This is a genomic window from Nesterenkonia suensis, from assembly GCF_054782935.1.
Window position 1 is genome coordinate 634,858 of sequence record NZ_BAAGRN010000001.1, and the last position, 24,074, is coordinate 658,931.

Here is a 24,074-nt window from a genome sequence, read left to right on the forward strand (position 1 = left end):
CCTCGCCGGGAGGCACCTCCCTGTGGCCCGGAGTGGGTGCGGGTCTGCCGGGCGGCGTACCATGGGAGCAGTCGGGTGACCCCCGATGTGAGAACGACGTCCATATCCCAGGAGAGTCCGTGACCGCCATCAACCTCGGCATGCCGTCCGCCCCTCCGCCCGTCCTGGCTCCGCGCCGGAAGACGCGGAACTTCCAGGTCGGCGACGTCGGCGTGGGCAGCGACCACCCGATCTCCGTGCAGTCGATGACGACCACGAAGACCCACGACATCAACGCGACCCTGCAGCAGATCGCCGAGCTGACCGCCTCGGGCTGCGACATCGTGCGTGTCGCCTGCCCGACGGACAAGGACGCCGAGGCGCTGCCGATCATCGCGAAGAAGTCGCAGATCCCGGTGATCGCGGACATCCACTTCCAGCCCAAGTACGTCTTCGCCGCCATCGAGGCCGGCTGCGGGGCGGTGCGGGTGAATCCGGGCAACATTCGGAAGTTCGATGACCGGGTCGGTGAGATCGCCCAGGCGGCCAAGGACCACGGCACGTCGCTGCGCATCGGCGTCAACGCCGGCTCCCTGGACAAGCGGCTCATGGAGAAGCACGGCAAGGCGACCCCGGAGGCGTTGGTGGAGTCCGCGGTCTGGGAGGCCTCGCTGTTCGAGGAGCACGACTTCCACGACTTCAAGATCTCGGTCAAGCACAGCGACCCGGTGATCATGGTCCAGGCCTATCAGCTGCTCGCGGAGCGGGGAGACTGGCCGCTGCACCTGGGTGTGACCGAGGCCGGCCCAGCCTTCCAGGGCACGATCAAGTCCGCGACCGCCTTCGGGGCCCTGCTTTCGCAGGGCATCGGTGACACGATCAGGGTCTCGCTGTCCGCACCCCCGGCCGAGGAGGTCAAGGTGGGCAATCAGCTGCTGGAGTCGCTGAATCTGCGGCCCCGGAAGCTGGAGATCGTCTCCTGTCCTTCCTGCGGCCGCGCGCAGGTCGACGTCTATACGCTGGCCGATGACGTCACCGCCGGGCTGGAGGGCATGGAGGTGCCGCTGCGTGTGGCGGTGATGGGCTGTGTGGTCAACGGGCCGGGGGAGGCTCGGGACGCGGATCTGGGCGTCGCCTCCGGAAATGGCAAGGGACAGATCTTCGTCAAGGGCGAGGTCATCAAGACTGTGCCGGAGGACCAGATCGTCGAGACGCTGATCGAAGAGGCCAACCGCCTCGCCGAAGAGATGGGCCTGGATTCCGATGGAGATGCTCAGGCAACGGGTGCCCCTGTGGTTTCCGTCAGCTGACACTCTGGTGGCCCGGATCGACCGCGCCACCGGTGGGGCGGTCCGTGTGCTCACGGCCGAGGACACCCCGGCGCTGCGACGCCTGATCGCCGAGGATCCGGTCTCCAACGTCTCGGTGGCCACCACGCTGGCCGCGCGCGGTGGGGCCGGGGCGGGCCGCGGACGAAACGGTGCGGTCTTCCTGGGCATCGACGACGCGGGGGAGGCGGACGGATGCCGGACGCCTGAGCAGTCGGGGTCGGGCGCGACGAGGCTGGCGGCCGCCTGCTGGGTGGGCTCGAATGTGAACCCGGTCGGAGCCGATGCCGGGCAGGCGGAGCTGTTCGGTCTGGCGCTGAGGGCGATGCGACGGCGGATCTCCTCCGTCTACGGCCCGGCCGCGGCGGTGCTGGAGCTCTATGACGCCGCCGGCTGGTGCAGTCCCCGGGATGTCCGGGAGGATCAGCCGTTGCTGACCATGGAGGGTCCCTCCTCCGTGGAGCCGCTGCCGGGAGTGCGGCCGGCCGTTCCGGAGGATCTTCCCCAGGTGGAGCCGGCCTGCGCGGCGATGTTCACCGAGGAGCTGGGGTTCTCCCCGTATGCTCAGGGGGTCTCCCAGTACCGTGAGCGGATCCGCAGCCTGATCGCGGACGGACATGCTCAGGTGCTGACGCAGCCGAGCAGCGGTGAGGTCATCTTCAAGGCTGAGTATGGGGCCGTCACCGACGACGTCGTCCAGGTCCAGGGCGTCTGGGTGCGGCCGGATCGCCGAGGCCAGGGGCTGGCGGAGCCGGGGATGTCGGCCGTCGTCGCCCACGCGCTGACGCTGGCACCGACGGTGAGCCTCTACGTCAACAGCTACAACGCCCCGGCCATCCGTGCGTACCGCCGGGTGGGATTCGAGCAGGTCGGCACCTTCGCCACCGTCCTGTTCTGAGTCAGTTGCAACTGTCTCCAGCCCTATGATGACAGGTCTCCGGAACGCAGGTGGCGTGATCATGATGCACCCGATTCAGGGGTTCCGCGTCGACGGCGTCTAGGCTGGGGTGATGGTTCCTCCCCGTTCACGTGCCACGATGAAGGACGTCGCCGCGCGGGCCGGCGTCTCTCCGAAGACCGTCTCCAATGTGCTCACCGGCGCTGTCACGGTGAGCGGGCCCACCCGGGAGCGGGTGGAGGCGGCGATGGAGGAGCTGGACTTCGTGCCCAACCTCAGCGCGCGCGGGCTGCGCAACGGGCGCACCGGCATCATCGGGGTGGCGTTGCCGGACCTGGGCACCGCGTTCTCCGCGGAGCTGACCCATACGATCGTGGAGCTCGCCCATGCGCGCGGGCTGGCCGTGCAGTTCGAAGAGACCGCAGCCGAGCCGCAGCGGGAGCAGGATCTGGTCTCCCGGGCCCGCACCCACCTGATCGACGGGCTGATCCTGAACCCGGTCCGGCTGGAGGACTCGGTCATCGAGCGGGTGGACCATCTGCCTCCGGTGGTGCTCATCGGGGAGGTGGAGCAGCATCGCACCGACCGGGTCTTCGTGGACAGTCGGACGGCTGCGCGGCAGATCACCGAGCACGTCATCTCCCAGGGTGCGACGCGTGTGGCGGCCCTCGGGGGAGCCCTGCGCGAGCAGGAGGTCAAGGCGGCCGCCGGCTTGCGCCTGCTGGGATTCCTGGACGCGCTGGAGGGAGCGGGGCTGTCAGTGGATCCTGCCCGGCAGATCGAGGTGGATCAGTGGACGATGGCCGGCGGGGCGGCCGCGATGGAGGAGCTGCTGGCCCGGCGGGTCCCCTTCGATGCGGTGGTCGCCTTCACCGACACGCTCGCGATGGGGGCTCTCCAGGCGCTGCGCCGGGCGGGCCTGGACGTGCCGCAGGACGTGCTCGTGACCGGATTCGACGACGTCGAGCACGCCTCGTTCACCGTGCCGCCGCTGACCACGGTGGCCTTCGATCGCCGAGCCTATGCCAATGCGGCCCTGGACCTGCTGGCGGCCCGCTTCGAGGCTCGGGCAGGAGGCGGCGAGGAGGCGTCGTCGCAGGCAGTGGTGATCCCGCATCGGGTGGCGGTCCGCGAGTCCACGGCGGGTCCGCCGGCGGGCCATGCGCCGGGTGGCCCCTCTTGACGAGTCGGCGGACTGCAGTACTATTGAATCGATCGTGATGCGCGCCACAGGTTGTTCTGTGGCGTGATTACATCGTTGGAACAACCAGTGTTCCTGCTGACCCTCTGTGATGGCGACATCGGCAGTCCCCGGGTCAGGTATTCCAACGATGTAACACCGGGTGGGGATCGCCAAGGCGAACCCCACGACGACCGAGGAAAGAGCACCTATGACACGACCGACTCTCAGCAGGAGGCAGCTCCTGGGCGGTGCGCTCGCCGGCATGGGGGCCGCGACCCTGACCGGGTGCGCGCCCAGTGTCGGGCCCTCCGACAGGATCACCCTGCAGTTCTGGCACCTGCTCAGCGGCGGTGACGGCATCACCATGGCGGAGCTGCTGGACACCATCAACGACGCCCAGGGCGAGTACTTCGTCCGCCCCACGGTCCTGCAGTGGGGCACGCCGTACTACACCAAGCTCGCCATGGCCGGAGCCGGCGGGCGGGCGCCGGAAGTGGCCATCATGCACTCCAGCCGGGTCCCGGGGTACGCCCCCGGCGGACTGCTGGACGTGTGGGACCAGGACCGCCTGGCTGAGCTCGGCGTCTCGCGGGAGACGTTCACCGAACCGATCTGGAACAACTCAGTGCTCGGCGGCGACCTCTACAGCGTCCCGCTGGACGCCCACCCGTTCATGATGTTCTACAACACGGACATCCTCGACGAGGCCGGAGTCCTGGAGTCGGGACAGTTCCCGCGGGTCAGCTCCCCGGAGGAGTTCCTCCAGGTCTGCCGAGAGATCGCCGGCGCCTCCCCGGGGTATGGGCTGGGCTACGGGTACATCGCCGACGGCACCCAGATGTGGCGGCTGTTCTACACTCTCTACGCCCAGCATGGAGTGGAGATGGTCTTCCCCCAGGAGGGCGAGGCGGAGATCGACGATGAGGCGGCGATCAGCTCGCTGCACCTGATGCACCAGCTCGTCGACGGCGAGATCGCCGCCCGGCAGGGCACCCAGGACGCCGCGATCGCCGAGTTCGCCGGAGGCAACTCGGGACTGTTCTTCAGCGGCGTCTGGGAGCTGCCCACCATGCGCAACGCCGGGGTCCCGCTGAACATCACCCAGTTCCCCCCGATCTTCGGCCAGGACGCGGTCTACGCAGATTCGCACGCCTTCGTCCTGCCTCATCAGTCCAGCCCGGACCCGGAGGCCCGCGACCACACCTACCAGTTCGTGGCCGCGCTGCTGCAGGAGACGGTCGACTGGGCCGGGGCCGGGCACATCCCCGCCTACACCCCGATCACCGAGGCTCGGGAGTATCAGCAGATGCAGCCGCAGGCGAACTACGCCGAGGCTGCAGAACACATCGTCTATGACCCGACCGCGTGGTTCACCGGCTCCGGGGCCAACTTCCAGTCCGACTTCGGCCAGGCCGTCCAGGGCGCCATCCAGAACGGCGAGGGCTACCAGGAGGCGGTCGACCGCCTCCGCAGCGTGGTCAACGGGATCCTGGCCCGGCCCAACCCCGTCGATCCTGAAGGGACGTGGCAGGCATGACGCAGACAGTTCAGCGCATCGCACCTCCGATCGACGACACCGCCGTCGCCGAGGCCCGGCGGGCCGCGGCCCAGCGGGCCGGCCGGAAGAACCTGCTCGTCATCGGCGGGTTCCTGGCCCCGTTCTTGGCGGCCTTCCTGATGTTCGTGGTCTGGCCGATGATCCATGGGGCCTACCTGAGCTTCACCGACCAGTCGCTGGCCGGCTCCGGGGGAAACTTCGTCGGCCTGCGCAACTACGCGGAGGCGTTCACCGACGCCACCGTGTGGGGTTCGATCCGCAACACCGTGTGGTTCACCGTGATCTCCACCATCCCGCTGGTGGTGATCGCCATGATCATGGCGCTGCTGGTCAACACCGGGCTTCCGGGCCAGTGGCTGTGGCGGCTGTCCTTCTTCATGCCGTTCCTGCTGGCCTCGACGGTCATCTCCCAGATCTGGGGGTGGATCTTCAACCCGCAGATCGGTGTGGCCAACGAGGTCCTCGGCAGGTTCGGCATCGAGCCGATCGCGTGGCTGCAGACTCCGCATCTGGATCTGGTCTCGATCACGATCGCGACCGTCTGGTGGACGGTGGGATTCAACTTCCTGCTCTATCTGGCCGCGCTGCAGAACATCCCGCAGACCCAGTATGAGGCCGCCTCGGTGGACGGTGCCGGCCCGTGGCGTCAGCTGTGGTCGATCACCATCCCGCAGCTGCTGCCGGTCACCGGCGTGGTCTTCATCCTGCAGGTCCTGGCCTCGCTGAAGCTGTTCGACCAGGCCTACCAGATGCTGGGCGGGCTCTCCTCGGACACCTCCCGGCCGATCGTCCAGTACATCTTCGAGGCCGGCTTCGTCGGGTACGAGTTCGGCTACGCAGCGGCCATCTCCTACGTGTTCTTCGCCCTGATCCTCATCGTGGGGGTTCTGCAGATGGGCGTCCTCAATCGCCGGAAGGGGCAGCGATGACAACGACGGCGACAGTCACTGGCATCACCGATATCACCCGTCACCGCAAGCCCGGTGAGCGGCCGTTCGGCCCGGCCCGGATCACGGCGTTCATCGTCCTGGCGCTGATGGCGCTGACCTGGCTGTTCCCGGTGCTGTGGGCGGTGGCGACGGCGTTCAAGACCGAGACCGACGCCGCCGCGGGCCGGCTGACCCTCGTGGGGGAGGACGGGATCACCACTGACGCGTTCGCCTCGATCCTCTCTCAGGGCAACGTCTACATCTGGGCCTGGAACAGCCTCTGGACCTCCCTGGTGATCACCGTGGTCACCGTCGGGATCTCCGCGCTGGCCGCCTACGCGTTCTCCCGGCTGGAGTTCCGCGGCCGGGCCACGCTGTTCTTCGCGGTCATCGCCTCGATCATCGTGCCTCCCCAGGTGCTGATCATCCCGCTGTACTACCAGATGCTGGCCTTCAACATGGTCGACACCTACTGGGGGCTGATCCTGCCCCAGGTGGTCATGGCGCCGATCGTGCTGATCCTGAAGAAGTTCTTCGACGCGGTGCCCATCGAGCTGGAGGACGCCGCCCGTGTGGACGGTGCCGGTCGGCTGCGGGTCTTCTGGGCGGTGGTTCTTCCGCTGTCCAAGCCGATCCTGGGAGCCGTGTCGATCTTCGTGTTCATCCAGGCCTGGAACAACTTCCTGTGGCCGTTCCTGATCATCAACGACACGCTGCTGATGACGCTGCCGGTCGGTCTGCAGACTGTGATCAGCGCCTACGGGGTCCAGTACGCCCAGGTCATGGCCCAGGCCGTGCTGGCCGCGCTGCCGCTGATCGTGGTGTTCCTCTTCTTCCAGCGGCAGATCGTCCAGGGCGTGGCCACCACCGGCTTCGGCGGCCAGTGAGCCGACGTCGGCCGTGCCGGACGCCTGTGCCGCCTCTACCCGCACATCCCCGAACAGGAGACTCATGACCACCGCACATCTGACCGTCGACCGCGCCTTCACCGTCGCGGACGTGCCCCACCGGCTCTTCGGGTCCTTCGTGGAGCACATGGGCCGGTGCGTCTACACCGGCATCTACGAACCCGGCCACCCGCAGGCCGACCAGCGCGGCTTCCGCCAGGACGTCTTGAAGCTGGTCAAGGAGCTGGGCCCCACCGTGGTCCGCTACCCGGGCGGCAACTTCGTCTCCGGCTACCTGTGGGAGGACGGCGTCGGGCCGGTGGAGGACCGGCCGGTGCGCATCGACGGCGCCTGGCACACCATCGAGACGAACGCCTTCGGTCTGCACGAGTTCGTCGACTGGGCCCGGGAGGCCGGCGTCGAGGTCATGGAGGCGGTCAACCTCGGCACCCGCGGGGTGGAGGAGGCCCGTGCCCTGGTGGAGTATGCCAACCATCCCGGCGGCACCTACTGGTCGGACCTGCGCCGGAAGAACGGCGCGGCCATCGGCACCGCCCAGGATCCCTTCGACATCACGCTGTGGTGCCTGGGCAACGAGCTCGACGGTCCCTGGCAGATCGGTCACAAGACCGCCGACGAGTACGGCCGGCTGGCCCAGGAGACCGCCAAGGCCATGAAGCTGGTGGACCCCACGCTGGAGCTGGTCGCGGTCGGCTCCTCGAACCGGGGGATGCCCACCTTCGGGTCCTGGGAGCACACGGTGCTCTCGCACGCCTATGAGGAGGTCGACTACATCTCCATGCACGCCTACTACCAGGAGCACGACGGCGACGCAGCTTCCTTCCTGGCCGAGGCCGTGGACATGGACGCCTTCATCGACGGCGTGGTCTCCACCATCGACGCCGTCAAGGCCGCCGGCAAGCACACCAAGCAGGTCGACATCTCCTTCGACGAGTGGAACGTCTGGTACCAGCGGGGCCTGGACACTGAGGACCAGCCGCATAATGTGGCCAAGGACTGGCAGCAGCACCCGCGGCTGATCGAGGACTCCTACAACGTCACCGATGCGGTGGTCGTGGGCACGCTCATGCACTCGCTGCTGCGTCATGGTGACCGAGTGCGGATCGCCAACCAGGCCCAGCTGGTCAATGTGATCGCTCCGATCCTGGCCGAGCAGGACGGCCCGGCCTGGCGGCAGTCGATCTTCTGGCCGTTCGCCCGGATCGCCGCCATGGCCCGCGGGCAGATCCTCCGCCTCGCCGTGGACGCTGACCAGGTCTCCACCGCCAAATTCGGGGACGTCGACGTCGTCGACGCCGCCGCCACCTGGGACGAGGCCTCCGGCAGGCTCTCGCTGTTCGTGGCCAACCGATCCCTGGAGGAGGCCAGCGACCTCACTCTGGACCTGCACGGGCTGGACGCCACGGCGGTGGTCTCCGCCGAGGTGCTGAGCATCCCGGAGGGCCGTGACCGCCGGGCCGCCAACGTGCTGGACGACCAGGACGCGGTCGGGCTGACGCCGCTGCGTGAGGTGGGCCTGGAGGACGGCGCACTGCGGGCGACGCTGCCGCCGCTCTCCTGGGCCGTGGTGCAGTTGGAGGTGGCCATCGCCTGAGCGCCGGGGTCGCCGTCGTCGACCATCCGCTGAGCAGGGGCCGCGTGTGAGCTTGGGCTGACACGCGGCCCCTGCGCGCGTCGGGCTCGGTGCGGGCCGCGGACCGCGCTCATACTGGGAGGTGTCGCGGCCCGGACGCCGGCACTGGAGCGCCGCCCGGGACCGGGCCCGATGACGAGACCCCCGTCGGGGCCCCGTCCGACCCCATCGGGGCCCCGTCCGCCCCCGTCCGACCCCGTCCGACCTTCGAGGAGCATCGGAATGCCGCAGCCCGTCCCCCGTCGTCGACCTGTGGCTCTGGCCCTGGCAGTGGCGGCCTGCTCAGCGCTCCTGCTGGTGGGCTGCGGTGAGGACCCGGCCATCGCCGACCGGGAACGTGGGGGCGGGCCGATCGGTGATCCCGGCGGCGAGCAGCAGCTGCGCGCCCCCGAGCCGGAGGGCAATCAGCTGCCCCATGAGCAGATGGCCGAGGCCCTTGAGGAGCATCTGCCCGGGGCGACCATCACCGACACGGATGATGTGCTGCCGGGCCTGCGTGATCTGGAGACCGAGCTGCAGCGACTGCGCGTGGACCCTCAGGAGTGCAAGCAGTACGTGGTGCAGTCGGCCAGTCCCCTGCCCGACGGGGCGCTGATGGTGCATGCCGCGGGACACGGCGGCTCCGACGCCGAGCTCCCGGAGGACCCGGGGGAGGACCCGGGGGAGGACTCGGATGCTGCTGGGCCCCGGTCGGGGGAGCGCGAGGCCACCACGTACAGCTTCGTCGACTGGGAGGCCGCTGACGCATTCCTGGTCGGCGAGCAGGACGGGGCGGAACGCTGTGAGAGCTACACCGCCTCGCGGAGGGCCGGCGGCGAGGGTGACGATCTGCCGGCCACGGAGGTCGAGCTGGAGACGGTCCCGGTGCGGACTGCGGCGGACGCGTCCCTGGGTATGGCTCAGGAGATGACCGCCGACGGGGACACCTCCCACGTGGTGGCGGTGATGCTGCGCCAGGGGTCGCAGGTGCTGCTGATCGCTGAGGCGGCTGAGGAAGAACCCGCGGACGAGGAGCGCGAGGAGCTGGTGGAGGAGCTGCAGGAGCAGGCTGCCGCCGTGCTCTCGGCGCTGACCGGCGAGGATCTCACCCTCGAGGATGAGGATGAGGATGAGGAGGACGCCGAGGACGCGGAGGATGAGGACGACGCCGAGGACGACCCGGACGAGGAGGACTCGTGAACGGCCTGTCGGGTCGGTGACCCCTAGTAGACTTCCCTCGGCAGCCGTCCCATCGATCTGGAATTGAGTGCACTGTGCCCCTGAGACTGTCGAATCTCTTCCTCCGCACCCTGCGGGACAACCCCGCCGACGCCGAGGTCGCGAGTCACCAGCTGCTGGTCCGTGCCGGCTATATCCGTCGTGCCGCCCCCGGTGTGTACTCCTGGCTGCCGCTGGGGATCACCGTGCTGCGCAAGCTGGAGGCCATCGTCCGGGAGGAGATGGACCGGATCGGCGCCCAGGAGATCCACCTGCCCGCTCTGCTGCCCAAGGAGCCCTACGAGGCCTCCGGGCGCTGGGACGACTACGGGGACAACATCTTCCGCCTGCAGGACCGCAAGGGTGCGGACTACCTGCTGGCTCCCACCCATGAGGAGCTCTTCACCCTGCTGGTGAAGGACCTCTACACCTCGTACAAGGACCTGCCGGTCTCGCTGTACCAGATCCAGACCAAGTACCGGGATGAAGCCCGCCCGCGCGCCGGACTGCTGCGCGGCCGCGAGTTCATCATGAAGGACTCCTACTCGTTCTGCCTGGAGGAGGAGGACCAGCGGGCCGCCTATGACGCCCACCGGGCGGCCTACCTGCGCATCTTCGAACGCCTCGGCCTGGACGTCGTGCCGGTGGACGCGGTCTCCGGCGCGATGGGCGGTTCCGCCAGTGAGGAGTTCCTCTTCCCCTGCGAGATCGGCGAGGACACCTTCGTGGAGTCCGACGGCGGCTACCGCGCCAACGTGGAGGCCGTCACCACGGTGCCCCCGCAGGAGATCCCCTACGAGGGCCAGCCTCCGGCGGAGGTGCACCACACGCCGGGCACCGACACCATCGAGACGCTGGTCGCCGCGGCGAACGCCGACCACCCCCGGGCGGACCGGCGGTGGACGGCGGCGGACACCTTGAAGAACGTGGTGATTGCGGTCATCATGCCTGACGGTGCACGACGGGTGGCGGTCATCGCGGTTCCCGGTGACCGCGACGTCGACCTGAAGCGTGTGGAGGCCACGGTCGGGCAGCACCTGGGTGCGGCCGGTGAGGTCACCGTGGAGGCGGCGACCGCTGAGGACCTGGAGGCGCACCCGCTGCTGGTCCGCGGCTACATCGGTCCCGGCCTGGAGCTGGAGCGTCAGGTCCTGGGAACTGAGGGTGCCACGGGCATCCCGTACCTGGTGGACCCGCGCGTGGTCCCCGGCACCAGCTGGATCACCGGCGCGAACCACCGGGACCAGCACGTCTTCGGTCTCGTCGCCGGCCGGGACTTCGTCTGGGACGGCGTCATCGAGTCTGTGGTGGTCCAGGAGGGTGATCCCGCTCCGGACGGCTCGGGGCCGCTGCGCACCCGTCGCGGGATCGAGCTGGGCCACATCTTCCACCTGGGGAAGCGGTATGCCGAGGCGCTGGGGCTGCAGGTCCTGGACGTCAACGGGAAGCTCTCCACGGTGACGATGGGATCCTACGGCTTCGGTGTGACCCGCGTGCTGGCCGCGATCGCCGAGGCGAACAACGACGAGCGGGGCCTGGTGTGGCCCGGCTCCGTGGCTCCGGCCGACGTGCATGTGGTGGCCACCGGCAAGGATCCGGCCATCGGTGAGGCCGCGGAGACCCTGGTGGCCTCCTTGGAGGTGGAGGGTGTGTCGGTGATGTTCGACGACCGCCCCAAAGTCTCTCCGGGAGTGAAGTTCTCCGACGCCGAGCTGCTGGGTGTGCCGACCATCGTGGTGGTGGGCCGCGGCCTGGCCGAGGGGACGATCGAGCTGAAGGACCGTCGCTCGGGTGAGGCCGAGCAGGTTCCGGTCGAGGAGGCTGTGACCGCGATCGTCGGACGCGTCTCCGTGCTGCGCTGACGGCTCGGCCGTGGAGGTCCTTCTCGATCAGTTCGCGGAGATCTCCCCGCTGACGATCCTGCTGCTGGTGGTGGTGGGATTCGCCGCTGGGTGGGTGGACGCCGTCGTCGGCGGCGGAGGGCTGCTGCAGCTGCCGGCCCTGCTGACAGTTCCCGGGATCACTCCGGTGCAGGCGTTGGCGACCAACAAGCTGGGCTCGATCTTCGGGACCACCACCTCGGCGATCACCTACGTCCGCCGGGTGAGGCCGAGTCTGACCACTGCCATGCCGACGGCCTTCGCCGCGCTGTGTGCCAGCTTCGGCGGGGCGATGGTGGCGGCCTGGCTTCCGGAGATGGTGATCCTGCCGCTGATCGTGCTGGCCCTGCTGGCCGTGGGCATCTTCACCGCGGTGAAGCCGAACGTCGGCCAGCTGGAGAAGCTGCGTCATGTCGGGCTGGGGCATGTGGCCCGGGCGGTGCTGATCGGGCTGCTCGTGGGGTTCTATGACGGGGTTCTGGGGCCGGGGACCGGCACGTTCCTGATCATCGGGCTGGTGACGGTGCTGGGGTACAGCTTCCTCAACGCCTCGGCCCACGCCAAGATCGTCAACGCCGCCACGAACCTCGGCGCGCTGCTGTACTTCGGTCCGGCCGGTCATGCGCTGATCGCCATCGGGCTGCTGCTGGGCGTGGCGAACATGCTCGGCGGCTACACGGGTGCGCGGATGGCGATCGCCAAGGGCTCCCGCTTCGTGCGTGTGGTGTTCCTGATCGTGGTGTTCATGCTGGTGGCGAACCTCAGCTGGGATCTGATCACCACCTGGTTCGGCTGAGCTGGCCCTCCCGGCTCACCCATACCGCCACCCCGCCCGGCTCGTCCGCACCGCCGCCCCGCCTGCTCGCCCTCGCTCGCTTTGCCCCGTCCAGATGGCTGAGCCCCGTCTTGATGGGCGGGGCTCAGCCATCTGGACGGGGTGAATGGTGCCCGCTGGTTCCTCCACAGGTCACGACGACCCGCTCGGGTCTCCACAGAACCGGCCAGGTGGGGGGAGCCCACTGGGGTGGGTGAGCCATAGTCTCCCTATGAAGACGACGACGGCGACGCACCGCCTGCCCGCGTCCCTCACCCGAGCCCGCCTGGAGCTGGACGGCAGCCATACGACAGAGCCCCTGACAGAGGCCGTCCGCCGGGGCGAGAAGCTGCGGCTGCGCCGAGGCGTCTACGTGGATCCGGCCGTGTGGTGCGGCGCGTATCCGTGGGATCGCCATCTCCTCGCAGCTGCCGCCCAGGGCCTGTGGCATCCGACCAGCGTGTTCTGTCGGGAGACGGCGCTGGCTCTGCATGGGGTTCAGCAGCTGCGTACGCCGTCAGACGTCCACGTGAGGACCTCACGGCGGCAGCAGGTCGGTCGTCATCGGGGCGCGCCGCTCGTCGGGCGCGCCCCGAGCGCCGTCGTCGAGCGGATTCTCGCCCAGCATGTCGGTCCGGAGGGACGGGCGCTGTCTCACCGGGACCTCATCGGTGTCGGGACCAGGCGTGTGCTTACGCCAGAGCCGCTCCCGGGCAGCTGCGAGATCCCGGTGGACCACACCGCGGAACGGGTGCGTGTGGAGGTGCTCGAGGCCGCCGTGGCGGACACGGTGCCTCGTGCGGGACTGGACGAGGCGGTGGTGACGTTGGACGCCGTGCGCGCCGGCCGGCACGGTCAGCGCGCCCCCATGGTTCGAGAGGATTTCGTCCCGTGGGAGAGTCTCTTGCCCTCCGCGCGTGCGTCCCGTCGCTGGGAGCGTGCCTGGGCGCTGTCGGACCCGCGAGCCGAATCGGTGGGGGAGTCGCTGTCCCGTGTGCGCATGGTGGAGGAAGGTCTTCTCCTGCCTGAGCTGCAGGCGGAGTTCGACCTGCCGCGGGGAGGCCGGGCACGGGTGGACTTCTGGTGGCCGACTCTCGGGCTGGTCGGTGAGTTCGACGGAAAGATGAAGTACACCCGGGCGAGGAGGCTCAGCGGTCTCGACGCCGCTGAGGTGGTCTTCGACGAGAAGGTCCGGGAGGACCAGCTCCGATCGCTGGGTCTGGGAGTCGTCCGGTGGTGCTGGCCGGAGGCGTGGCAGGAACACGTCCTGGGCAGGATCCTCCGAGCGGCGGGCGTCCCGCCGGAGTGATGGCGTCGCGCCTGCTCCCACCCCGGCCTGATGGGAGAGCCTCGCCCATGTGGGCGGGGTGTGACAATCATGACGGGGCGGAGACGTGTGCACGCCCCTGTCGGAGGAGGGCGTGGTCGTCCTGCACCGATACAATCGAGGCGCACCAGAACCCGATCGCCGGAGGTACGCCCCCATGGCAGCCCCACGCCGCCCCCGTGAGGACGAGAAGGCCCGCGACCCCCGCGCCTCGGCGCTGGTCCCGGTCATCGAACCGACAGTCACCGCCCACGGTCTGCACCTGGAGGAGGTGGAGCTGATCAGCGGCGCCACGTCCACGCTGCGGGTGGTGGTGGACTACGCCTCCGGCACCGACCAGGTGGATCTGGACACCGTCGCCGGCCTCTCCGAGGCGCTCTCGGCGGTGCTGGACAGCCAGGAGGCGCTCGACGACGTCGACTCCTACGACCTCGAGGTCTCCACCCCGGGTGCGACCCGTCCGCTGACCGAGCCTCGGCACTTCGCGCGCAACGTCGGCCGTCTGCTGGAGATCGAGCGGACCGAGGAGCCGCCGCTGGTGGCACGGCTGAAAGAGGTCACCGACGACGGCGTGGTGGTCGCCGAGCAGCGGCCCGCGCCGAAGAAGGGAATGCCGGTCAAGTACGGCGAGCCGGTCGAGATCCGCTTCGATGCGATTCGGAGTTCCCGAGTGCAGGTAGAGTTTTCTCCCACGGAGTCATCTCACTGAGCGAGCGGACCGGGCGGAGTCATCGGCCGCGGACGAGCGACGGAGTACGGAGCGAGCGGACCGCCCCTGCGGGGCGCGGGCGAACTGGAGGAACAAGTGGATATCGATATGAGCGCCCTGCGCATGCTCGTCAAAGAGCGTGACATTCCCCTCGAGAAGCTGATACCGGCCATCGAGCAGGCACTCGTGCTGGCATACCACAAGTCCCCGGGGGCTCTGAAGCACGCCCGTGCCGAGATCGACCAGTCCACCGGCCACGTGACCATCTGGGCCAAGGAGTTCGGCGAGGACGGCGGTGTGCTGGGCGAGTTCGACGACACCCCGAAGAACTTCGGGAGGATCGCCGCGTCCACGGCGCGGCAGGTCATCATGCAGCGCATCCGTGATGCCGAGGACGATCAGGTGCTCGGTGAGTTCAAGGGCCGTGAGGGCGAGCTGATCTCCGGGATCGTCCAGCAGGGACGGAACCCGAACATGGTGCAGGTGGACCTGGGCACGGTCGAGGCGGTCCTGCCGCCGCAGGAGCACGTCCCCGGGGAGCTCTACACCCACGGGTCGCGTCTGCGTGCCTATGTGGTGGACGTCCATCGGGGTCTCAAGGGTCCCTCGATCACCCTGTCTCGGTCTCACCCCGGGTTGGTGAAGAAGCTCTTCGAGCACGAGGTCCCGGAGATCGCCGACGGCACAGTGGAGATCACCGCCGTCGCCCGGGAGGCCGGGCACCGGACCAAGATCGCGGTGCGCAGCGAGCAGTCGGGCATCAACGCGAAGGGCGCCTGCATCGGGTCGATGGGCTCCCGTGTGCGTGCGGTGATGACCGAGCTCAACGACGAGAAGATCGACATCATCGACCACAGCGACGATTCCGCAGAGTTCATCGCGCATTCGCTGTCCCCGTCAAAGGTCTCCTCGGTGACCATCGTGGATGAGAACGCCCGCTCGGCCCGCGTGGTCGTGCCGGATCATCAGCTCTCCCTGGCGATCGGCAAGGAGGGGCAGAACGCCAGGCTGGCCGCCAAGCTGACCGGCTGGCGCATCGACATCATCTCGGATGCCGCACTGGCCGGGGAAGCATCCGCCTCCGAAGGATGAACGGACGCACCTGCGTCGGAACGATTCTTCTGTGACCACGTCGAGGGGGTAGACTGTCATGGTCCCTGTCCGGACCTGCGTCGGCTGTCGCCGACGGGTTGAGCAGGGAGACGTCGTGAGACTCGCGCTGGCGCCTGAGGCAGCGGAGCCCGACGCCGACCGGTCGCCCGGGCGGCGTGAGCAGGCTCCTCAGCCCCGTCACGTGGTGGTCGACGCCGTGCGCCGGATGCCCGGTCGCGGAGCGTGGATCCACCCGTCGCCGGAGTGCTTCGAGGCGGCGGTGCGGCGGAAGGCCTTCAATCGGGCGTTCCGTCGTCCGGTCAGCGTCGAGTCCCTGAGCTTCGACCATGTCGAGGCCGCCGCCGTGCGGTCCCGGCGTCGAGGCTGTTGATGTCCCAGCACACACCAGATGAAAGCGGGTTGGAAAGAGATGGACACCCGATGAGCACCGACGGATGAGTGCCCAGTGAAGACATCCCTGAGTGACTCCGTCATGAACCTCAGAAAATTCGACGGCTCCGTCCGGTGATCCGCTGACATCAGCCCCGCTGATCTCGGCGGGGCATCGTGCGGGCCAGACTAGGAGAAATGTGGCCAAGGCCCGCGTACATGAGCTCGCCAAAGAGCTCGGCATCACATCGAAGGAAGCTCTTGCGAAGCTGCAGGAGATGGGCGAGTTCGTGAAGTCGCCGTCCTCCACCGTGGAACCCCCGGTGGCGAAGAAGCTCCGCTCGGCGTTCCCGAACGCCAAGAAGGACTCCGGCGACTCCGCGAAGAAGAACGCCTCCAAGAACTCCGCTCCGAAGCCCGGCGGAGGCTCCGCGCCGACCCCTGGTGCGGTCAAGCCCGGCCCCAAGCCGGCGCAGAAGCCGACCGAGCAGAAGCCGACCGAGCAGAAGTCTGCCCCGCAGCAGGCTCCTCAGGCCGAGGCGCCGAAGTCTGCCGCCGAGCAGTCGGACCAGGGCGGCTCCTCCGCCCCTGCGTCAGGCTCCCCGGCCGCTGGCGTTCCCAAGCCGGGCGCGGAGAAGCCTGCTGCGCCCAAGCCGGGTGCGGAGAAGCCCGCGGCGCCCAAGCCGGGCGCCCCGAAGCCCGGAGAGAGCGCTCCGAAATCGGGCGGCTCCCGTTCGGGTCCGCGTCCGGGCAACAACCCCTTCGCCCCCAAGCAGGGCATGGAGTCCTCTGAGCGTCCGGCCCCTCGGCCCGGCGGCTCCGGTGGCCCGCGCCCTGGTCCTCGTCCGGGCCCCCGCCCGGGCAACAACCCGTTCTCCACCCAGCAGGGCATGCGCACCGAGCGCGGCGGCGGTCCCCGTCCCGGGGGCGGCGGTCGTGGTCGGCAGGGTGCTGCACCCTCGCAGGGTGGTCCCCGGCCCGGCGGTCCGCGTCCGGAGCAGGGCGGCGGTGCTCGTCCGAAGCCGTCCATGATGCCCGGTCAGTCGACCACCCCCGGTCCCGGCGGGCGTCCTGGTGGCGGCCCCGGCCGCCCCGGAGCTCCGGCCGGTGGTCCGCCGCGTGGTCGCGGTGGACGTGGCCGTGGCGGCACGGCCGGTGCCTTCGGGCGCGGCGGTCCGTCCCGTTCGAAGTCGCGGAAGTCGAAGCGCGCCAAGCGCCAGGAGATGGAGCAGCGGCAGACCCGGGAGATCGGGGGTGTGCGCGTCCCCAAGGGTGACGGCACCACGATCCTGCGGCTGCGGCGCGGCTCCTCCCTGGCCGACTTCGCCGAGAAGATCAACGCCGAGCCGGCCGCGCTGGTCACGGTGCTGATGAAGCTCGGTGAGATGGCCACCGCCAACCAGTCCCTGGATGAGGAGACCTTCCAGCTGCTCGGTGAGGAGCTGGGCTACAAGGTCCAGATCGTCTCGCCCGAGGACGAGGACCGGGAGCTGCTGCAGTCCTTCGACATCAACCTGGCCGAAGAGGCCGCCGGGGAGGAGGAGGATGACCTCGAAGCCCGTCCGGCGGTCGTGACGGTCATGGGTCACGTCGACCACGGTAAGACCCGCCTGCTCGACGCCGTGCGGAACTCCAAGGTGACCGAAGGTGAGGCCGGCGGCATCACCCAGCACATCGGTGCCTACCAGGTCCACGTGGAGCACGACGGCCGCGAGCGTGGCCTGACCTTCATCGACACTCCGGGCCACGAGGCGTTCACCGCCATGCGTGCCCGTGGTGCCAAGGTCACCGACATCGCTGTGCTGGTGGTCGCCGCCGACGACGGCGTCATGCCGCAGACGGTGGAGGCGCTGAACCACGCGAAGGCCGCCGGTGTGCCGGTCGTGGTGGCGGTCAACAAGATGGACAAGGAGGGTGCGTCCCCGGACAAGATCCGTGGTCAGCTCACCGAGTATGACCTGATTCCGGAGGAGTACGGCGGCGAGACGATGTTCGTCGACATCTCCGCGATCCAGGGTCAGAACATCGACCAGCTGCTGGAGGCGGTCCTGCTGACCGCCGACGCGGCCCTGGAGCTGACTGCCAACCCGGACAAGGAGGCTCGCGGCGTCGCCATCGAGGCCCATCTGGACAAGGGCCGTGGTCCCGTGGCCACCGTCCTGGTGCAGTCCGGGACGTTGAAGGTCGGTGACAACATGGTCGCCGGCACCGCCTTCGGGCGTGTGCGTGCGATGTTCGACGAGAACGGCACGGCGGTCGAAGAGGCTGTGCCCTCCCGTCCGGTGCAGGTGCTGGGTCTGTCCGCCGTGCCGCGCGCCGGTGACAGCTTCCTGGTCACTCCGGATGACCGGACGGCCCGGCAGATCGCCGAGAAGCGTGAGGCCGTGGAGCGCAATGCGATGCTGGCGAAGCGTCGCAAGCGGGTGAGCCTGGAGAACTTCGACCAGGTGGTCGCCGAGGGCAAGATCGACACGCTGAACCTGATCCTCAAGGGTGACGTCTCCGGTGCTGTCGAGGCGCTGGAGGATGCTCTGCTGGGCATCGACGTCGGCGATGACGTGCAGCTGCGGGTCATCCACCGCGGCGTCGGCGCGATCACGCAGAACGACGTCAACCTGGCCACGGTGGATGACGCGGTGATCGTCGGCTTCAACGTGCGGCCTGCCGAGCGGGTCCAGGACCTGGCGGACCGTGAGGGCGTGGACATGCGCTTCTACTCGGTCATCTACGCCGCCATCGATGACATCGAGGCTGCGCTGAAGGGCATGCTGAAGCCGGAGTACGAGGAGGTGCAGCTGGGCAGCGCGGAGGTTCGCGAGGTCTTCCGCTCCTCGAAGTTCGGCAACATCGCCGGTTCGATCGTCCGGTCAGGGATCATCCGCCGCAACGCCAAGGCGCGTCTGGTGCGCGACGGCAACGTGGTGGCGGACAACCTGGCCATCGAGTCGCTGCGCCGCTACAAGGACGACGCCACCGAGGTCCGCGACGGCTTCGAGTGTGGTATCGGCCTGGGGTCGTTCAACGACATCAACACCGGCGACATCATCGAGACCTGGGAGATGCGCGAGATCCCGCGCGTCTGAGTCTTATGTCGCTGTGACACCTCCGGGGACCGTGCCGTCGTGGTGCGGTCCCCGGAGGTGTCCCTGCCTGGCCTGGGCTGTTCTAGGCTGGGATCACCTGTCGACTTTTCGAGGAGGCCATCATGGCTGATCCAGCACGTGCCGCGCGGCTCGCCCAGCGCATCAAGGTGATCGTGGCCGAGGCGCTGCGCCGCCGGGTCAAGGATGAGCGCGCTGAGCTCATCACCGTCACCGATGCCCGGGTCACCAACGACCTGCAGCATTCCACGGTCTACTACACCGTCATGGGTGACGACGACGCCCGCCGTGGCGCCGAGGAGGTGCTCGCCTCCCACCAGGGGGTGCTGCGCCATGAGTTGGGCCGGCAGCTGACCATCCGGCTCACCCCGACTCTGGAGTTCGTCGCCGACGAGATCCCGGAGTCGGCCGCGCATCTGGAGGACCTGCTGCGCAAGGCGCGGGAGCAGGATGAGAAGGTCGCGGCCCTGCGCGAGCAGGCCGCTCCGGCCGGCGGCGAGGACCCGTATCGGTCGTTGGGGGAGGGTTCGGAGGAGCCTGCGCAGGGTGAGCCCGAGCGTGCCGACTCTGAGCGTGCCGACTCCGAGGGCGCTGCGTCCGACGGGACCAGTTCCGCTGACGGGCGCTGAGGGGCCGGCACACCTATGGGCAAGAAGCAGCGCGCCGAGGAGATCGCGGTCGGTTCCGGCCTGGTGCTGGTGGACAAGCCGGCCGGGTGGACCAGCCATGACGTCGTCGGGCGGATCCGCCGTCTGGCGGGGACCCGCAAAGTGGGGCACGCCGGCACCCTGGACCCCATGGCCACGGGGGTGCTCGTGGTCGGGATCAATCGAGCCACCCGGCTGCTGACCCATGTCGTCGGGGTCTCCAAGACCTATACGGCGACCATCCGGCTGGGGCAGTCGACCACCACCGACGATGCCGAGGGTGAGCTCGTGGAGACGCGGTTCGCCAATGCGGTGACCGCCGAGCGGCTGCAGTCCGAGGTGGACCGGCTCACCGGGTCGATCCAGCAGGTGCCGGCGACGGTCTCGGCGATCAAGGTCGATGGTCGTCGGGCCTATGACCGGGCTCGTCAGGGCGAGGACGTCCAGCTGGCAGCCCGGCCGGTGACGGTGCACCGTTTCGTGGTGTGTCAGGTCCGGCGGGTCGACGGCGGCAGGATCGTCGACGTCGACGTCGAGGTGGACGTCTCCTCGGGCACCTATGTGCGCGCACTGGCGCGTGACCTGGGGGAGGCCCTGGAGGTCGGCGGGCATCTGACCGCGCTGCGCCGCACTGCCGTGGGGCCCTATCGGATCGAGAACGCGCTGACGCTGGACCAGCTGGCCGAGGATTTCGGCTATGTGGGGCTGGCGGAGGCGGCGGCCTCGATCTTCGCCCGGCGCGAGCTGAGCGCTGAGGAGGCGCAGAATCTGGGGCATGGGCGGCGGATCACCGCCTCGGGAACGGGTGCCGCGGGGCAGGAGGACCGCCTCACCGCGGCCTTCGGTCCTGACGGTGAGCTGGTGGCCCTGGTCAAGGATGTGCCGGCGAAGCGGGACGCCTCGGCCTCCGGCGACGCCGCCCGGGCGGCCGCCGCTGAGGAGGTCGCCTTCCAGGCGAAGCCGGAACTGGTCTTCGCCCCGCAGTGAGCGGTGTCACCGGCCTGGTGCTCCGCCGCGGAGCGCTCTACAGCTGGTAGAGGTTTAGAATCGTGCAGGACCGCCCGGCAGGAGGAGACGCATGACCCTGATGTTCGTCATCGGCGCGGTCGTGTGCGCGGCCTCCACGCTGATCTGCTGGGTGATGACCGCGCTGCGCCGCCATCCCGCCGACTCGTCGATCCTCAGCCTGGCCGGCGTCGAGCTCTACCTGGTGGCCTACGGCATCTACGCGGCCGTGCGTCAGCTGGGCTTCGAGGCGAGCATCACCGGCGAGGGCTGGGAGTTCTGGGGCTATGTGTTCACCGCGCTGCTGCTGCCGGTGGGCGTGTTCGTCTGGGCGATGATCGACAGGACCCGTTGGTCGAACCTGGTGATGAGCTTCGTCGGTCTGGTGGTCTTCGTGATGGTCTATCGCATGGAAGTCATCTGGTGGGGGAGCGCGACCGCCCCCTGCGCCTGCTGAGTGAGGAGGGTCGATGACACCGTCGCACCGGAGGCCGGAGGCCCCCACCCCCCGCAACCGTGGGGTGGGGATGCTGATCATCACCGCCTATGGGATCTTCGCGGTCTCGGCCACCGCCCGGGCGCTGTATCAGATCCTGGTCCACTTCGAGGCCGCGCCGGTGGCGTATTCGTTGAGCGCCTTCGCCGCGCTGGTCTATGTCTTCGCCACGCTGGCTCTGGCCCGGTCGTCGACGGCGGCCTGGCGGGCGGCGCTGGTGGCGGTGCTGATCGAGATGGTCGGGGTGCTGGCCGTGGGGGCCTGGACGTTCCTGGATCCGGAGCTGTTCGATGAGGCCACGGTGTGGTCACACTTCGGGCAGGGGTACGGCTTCGTCCCGCTGGTGCTGCCGTTCGTGGGACTGTACTGGCTGTGGCGTCACCGACCCGCGAAGAGTCTGCGGGGCGGAACGGGGTCGGAGATGACGGGTGTCGGCTGATCGGTGCCCCATAATGGGTAGCGGCAATGATGCCGTCGCACCACCTGCAGATCCGAGGAGACACGTGCACTACTGGAACGGCCTGGATGAGGTTCCCACCGACCTCGGTCCGACAGCGGTCACCATCGGCAATTTCGACGGTGTCCACCTGGGGCACCAGGAGGTCCTGCGGCAGTTGGCGGTCGCGGCCGTGGAGTACGACGCCGCCGCCGTCGCAATCTCCTTCGACCCGCACCCGGCGCAGGTGCACCGGCCTGAGTCGTGCCCGGAGATGCTCACCGGGGTGCAGGAGAAGATCAATCGGCTGGCGACCACGGGGATCGATGCGCTGCTGATGATGCGGTATTCACTTCAGCTGGCTGCGCTGACTCCGGAGGAGTTCGTGGTGCGCTGCTTCGTCGAGGGGCTGAACGCCCGGGTGGTGGTGATCGGCCATGATGTGCGGTTCGGCCGGGGCAATGCCGGTTCCTTCGAGACGATGGTCGAGCTGGGGCACAGGTATGGTTTCGCCGTGGTCGGGGTGGATGACTTCGGGGTGGACCGGCGCTGCTCGTCGACGTGGGTGCGGGAGGCGTTGGCCTCCGGCGACGTCGTCGCGGCCCGTGAGGTGCTGGGGCGGCCGCATGCGGTGCTGGGTGAGGTGGTCCATGGGGCCGCCCGGGGTCGGGAGCTGGGTTTCCCGACCGCGAATCTGGGTCAGGACTCAGAAGGCATGATCCCGGCCGACGGTGTCTATGCCGGTTGGCTCACCGATGGTCTCGGGAGGCGTTGGCCTGCGGCGATCTCCGTGGGGTCGAATCCCACCTTCGATGGGATGCAGCGGGTGGTGGAGTCCTTCGTGATCGGCCGTCCGAAGGAGAAGGTCGAAGACTTCGATCTCTACGGCCAGCAGGTCCGGGTGGAGTTCATCGACCGGGTGCGCGGGATGGTGGCCTTCGAGGGCATCCCGGAGCTGATTCGGCAGATGGAGGAGGACGTGGTGCGCGTCAAGCAGGCCCTGGGCACTGACGATCCGGAGCATCTGGACGCCTGGCCGATTCCGGCCGTGGAGGGCTGAGCCGGTGGGCCCGGCCGCCGCGGCAGCGGGCGGGGTGCCCGGTGGTTCGCCTCGCGGTGGTTCGCCGCACGGTGGATCGCCGAACCGGCCGCGGCTGAAGTCCGGACATCAGGTGATCATCGCGGATCCGGGGCGACGGCGGTTGCTGGCCGATGCCTACGCGGAGGGGATGGATCTGGCCGCCGCCCGGGAGTATGACGCGCTGCGCCCGCGGTATCCGCAGCTCGCGGTGGAGAAGATCGTGAGTGCTGCGGAGGACGCTGGCGAGGACACTGGCGAGGACACTGGCGAGGACACTGACGAGGACACTGACGAGGGTGCTGCGGATCGTGGTGTGGCCGGGGAGCGGACTGCGGTCCGGATCGCAGATCTGGGCGCGGGCACCGGGATCCTGACCCGGCAGCTGCTCGACGCCGACCCGCAGCGGGTGAGCCTGGTGCACGCGGTGGAGCCCAGCCGCACGATGACCCGGGTGCTCGAGGAGACGGTGGATGACGGAGGCGCTGCCGCATCGCGGCTGCAGATCCACCTGAGCACTGCGGAGGACACCGGGCTGCCTGCGGCCACAGTCGACGTCGTGGTGGCGGCTCAGGCCTGGCATTGGTTCGAGGTGGCCGGGGTGCAGCGTGAGGCCCACCGGATCCTCGCCCCGGGTGGGGCGCTGGCGGTGATCTCCAATCATCTGGACACTGCGGATCCCTGGGTGCATCGGTTGACGCGCATCATGCGGGCCGGGGATGTGCATCGGCCCGGCTGGAGCCCGCCGCTGAATCCGCGGCTCTTCAGCGCGCCGCGCCCTGAGGAGCTCACCTGGTCGCGGCGGCTCACCGCCGATGAGCTGCGCCAGCTGGCGACGACGATGAGCTCTTGGCTCAGTGCAGGGGAGGAGGAGCGGGGCCGTCGTCGGGCGAACCTGGACTGGTACCTGGAGGAGCACACCGGCCTGGCCGGCGACGACGTCGTCGAGCTGCCGTATCTGACCGTGCTGCACACGGCCGCGCGGCGCTGAGTCGGCCTGATTCGTCCGCCTGATCCGTCGGGCTGATTCGTCGGGGAGGCTCCTGCTGGGGTAAAGTGGGGCAGTCGTCGTACGCGACGAGCACGCCATGCTGCAGTCCGCGGTGGCTGGCGCTCGAAGGCGGTGAGCCGTCGTCGGGACATTGTTCGCGGCACATGCATCAAGGAGCAATTCCATGGCTTTGGATCCCGCTGTCAAGCAGGAGATCATCAAGGAGTACGCGACTCACGAGGGCGACACCGGTTCGCCTGAGGTTCAGGTCGCCGTGCTGACCCGTCGGATCAGCGACCTCACCGAGCACCTGAAGTCGCACAAGCAGGACCACCACACGCGTCGTGGCCTGATGATCCTGGTGGGTCGCCGTCGTCGTCTGCTGAAGTACCTGCAGAACAACGACATCGAGCGGTACCGTGCGCTGATCAAGCGCCTCGGCATCCGCCGCTGAGTGCCCCAGGGCACCAGGCAAGGCGTGCAGACGCTGATACC

Annotated in this window: 22 protein-coding genes; all 22 read left to right on the forward strand. The window is 68.9% G+C overall.

Going from position 1 to position 24,074, the window contains the following annotated elements; genetic code table 11:
• Window positions 1-119 precede the first annotated feature (119 nt).
• Window positions 120-1,289, forward strand: coding sequence for a flavodoxin-dependent (E)-4-hydroxy-3-methylbut-2-enyl-diphosphate synthase (ispG, locus tag ACYVKI_RS02765; RefSeq protein WP_460688808.1), 1,170 nt, complete (start codon window positions 120-122; stop codon window positions 1,287-1,289).
• A 7-nt stretch (window positions 1,290-1,296) separates the two neighbouring features.
• Entirely contained in the window at window positions 1,297-2,205 is a 909-nt protein-coding gene (locus ACYVKI_RS02770; protein ID WP_460688809.1) for a GNAT family N-acetyltransferase, read from the forward strand.
• 112 nt (window positions 2,206-2,317) lie between these two features.
• Window positions 2,318-3,388 (forward strand): LacI family DNA-binding transcriptional regulator, encoded by a 1,071-nt coding sequence (locus ACYVKI_RS02775; protein WP_460688810.1) that lies wholly within the window; start codon window positions 2,318-2,320, stop codon window positions 3,386-3,388.
• Window positions 3,389-3,596: 208 nt separating this feature from the next.
• Window positions 3,597-4,925 (forward strand): extracellular solute-binding protein, encoded by a 1,329-nt coding sequence (locus ACYVKI_RS02780; RefSeq protein ID WP_460688811.1) that lies wholly within the window; start codon window positions 3,597-3,599, stop codon window positions 4,923-4,925.
• The gene (locus ACYVKI_RS02785) at window positions 4,922-5,875 is read left to right on the forward strand and encodes a carbohydrate ABC transporter permease (protein ID WP_460688812.1); all 954 of its coding nucleotides are present in this window, start codon (window positions 4,922-4,924) and stop codon (window positions 5,873-5,875) included. The genes ACYVKI_RS02780 and ACYVKI_RS02785 overlap by 4 nt, the downstream gene beginning before the upstream one ends.
• Window positions 5,872-6,762, forward strand: coding sequence for a carbohydrate ABC transporter permease (locus ACYVKI_RS02790; protein ID WP_460688813.1), 891 nt, complete (start codon window positions 5,872-5,874; stop codon window positions 6,760-6,762). The genes ACYVKI_RS02785 and ACYVKI_RS02790 overlap by 4 nt, the downstream gene beginning before the upstream one ends.
• A gap of 64 nt (window positions 6,763-6,826) precedes the next feature.
• On the forward strand, window positions 6,827-8,377 hold the full coding sequence (gene arfA / locus ACYVKI_RS02795) for an arabinosylfuranosidase ArfA (protein WP_460688814.1): 1,551 nt from the start codon (window positions 6,827-6,829) through the stop codon (window positions 8,375-8,377).
• 261 nt (window positions 8,378-8,638) lie between these two features.
• Entirely contained in the window at window positions 8,639-9,595 is a 957-nt protein-coding gene (locus ACYVKI_RS02800) for a hypothetical protein (protein ID WP_460688815.1), read from the forward strand.
• A 74-nt stretch (window positions 9,596-9,669) separates the two neighbouring features.
• Entirely contained in the window at window positions 9,670-11,475 is a 1,806-nt protein-coding gene (locus ACYVKI_RS02805) for a proline--tRNA ligase (RefSeq protein WP_460688816.1), read from the forward strand.
• Between the two features lie 10 nt (window positions 11,476-11,485).
• Window positions 11,486-12,289, forward strand: a complete 804-nt coding sequence (locus ACYVKI_RS02810; protein ID WP_460688817.1) for a TSUP family transporter — start codon at window positions 11,486-11,488, stop codon at window positions 12,287-12,289.
• Between the two features lie 250 nt (window positions 12,290-12,539).
• Window positions 12,540-13,616, forward strand: a complete 1,077-nt coding sequence (locus tag ACYVKI_RS02815; protein ID WP_460688818.1) for a hypothetical protein — start codon at window positions 12,540-12,542, stop codon at window positions 13,614-13,616.
• A gap of 175 nt (window positions 13,617-13,791) precedes the next feature.
• Complete coding sequence (locus tag ACYVKI_RS02820; protein ID WP_460688819.1) at window positions 13,792-14,343, forward strand: ribosome maturation factor RimP; 552 nt, start codon at window positions 13,792-13,794, stop codon at window positions 14,341-14,343.
• A 96-nt stretch (window positions 14,344-14,439) separates the two neighbouring features.
• Window positions 14,440-15,435: a transcription termination factor NusA gene (nusA, locus tag ACYVKI_RS02825; RefSeq protein ID WP_460688820.1), complete on the forward strand. Its 996-nt coding sequence runs from the start codon at window positions 14,440-14,442 to the stop codon at window positions 15,433-15,435.
• A gap of 115 nt (window positions 15,436-15,550) precedes the next feature.
• The gene (locus tag ACYVKI_RS02830) at window positions 15,551-15,826 is read left to right on the forward strand and encodes a YlxR family protein (RefSeq protein WP_460688821.1); all 276 of its coding nucleotides are present in this window, start codon (window positions 15,551-15,553) and stop codon (window positions 15,824-15,826) included.
• A gap of 199 nt (window positions 15,827-16,025) precedes the next feature.
• Window positions 16,026-18,908 carry a translation initiation factor IF-2 gene (infB, locus tag ACYVKI_RS02835; RefSeq protein WP_460688822.1) on the forward strand — a complete coding sequence of 961 codons (2,883 nt, stop codon included), beginning with the start codon at window positions 16,026-16,028 and terminating at the stop codon, window positions 18,906-18,908.
• Between the two features lie 122 nt (window positions 18,909-19,030).
• Complete coding sequence (gene rbfA, locus ACYVKI_RS02840; protein WP_460688823.1) at window positions 19,031-19,555, forward strand: 30S ribosome-binding factor RbfA; 525 nt, start codon at window positions 19,031-19,033, stop codon at window positions 19,553-19,555.
• Between the two features lie 15 nt (window positions 19,556-19,570).
• Window positions 19,571-20,560: a tRNA pseudouridine(55) synthase TruB gene (gene truB / locus ACYVKI_RS02845; RefSeq protein WP_460688824.1), complete on the forward strand. Its 990-nt coding sequence runs from the start codon at window positions 19,571-19,573 to the stop codon at window positions 20,558-20,560.
• Between the two features lie 91 nt (window positions 20,561-20,651).
• Window positions 20,652-21,035, forward strand: a complete 384-nt coding sequence (locus ACYVKI_RS02850) for a hypothetical protein (protein ID WP_460688825.1) — start codon at window positions 20,652-20,654, stop codon at window positions 21,033-21,035.
• A 13-nt stretch (window positions 21,036-21,048) separates the two neighbouring features.
• Window positions 21,049-21,513 (forward strand): hypothetical protein, encoded by a 465-nt coding sequence (locus ACYVKI_RS02855; protein ID WP_460688826.1) that lies wholly within the window; start codon window positions 21,049-21,051, stop codon window positions 21,511-21,513.
• Window positions 21,514-21,526: 13 nt separating this feature from the next.
• Window positions 21,527-22,570 (forward strand): bifunctional riboflavin kinase/FAD synthetase, encoded by a 1,044-nt coding sequence (locus ACYVKI_RS02860; protein WP_460688827.1) that lies wholly within the window; start codon window positions 21,527-21,529, stop codon window positions 22,568-22,570.
• A 112-nt stretch (window positions 22,571-22,682) separates the two neighbouring features.
• Entirely contained in the window at window positions 22,683-23,579 is an 897-nt protein-coding gene (locus tag ACYVKI_RS02865; protein WP_460688828.1) for a class I SAM-dependent methyltransferase, read from the forward strand.
• Between the two features lie 184 nt (window positions 23,580-23,763).
• Entirely contained in the window at window positions 23,764-24,033 is a 270-nt protein-coding gene (rpsO, locus tag ACYVKI_RS02870) for a 30S ribosomal protein S15 (RefSeq protein WP_070161073.1), read from the forward strand.
• Window positions 24,034-24,074: the final 41 nt, after the last annotated feature.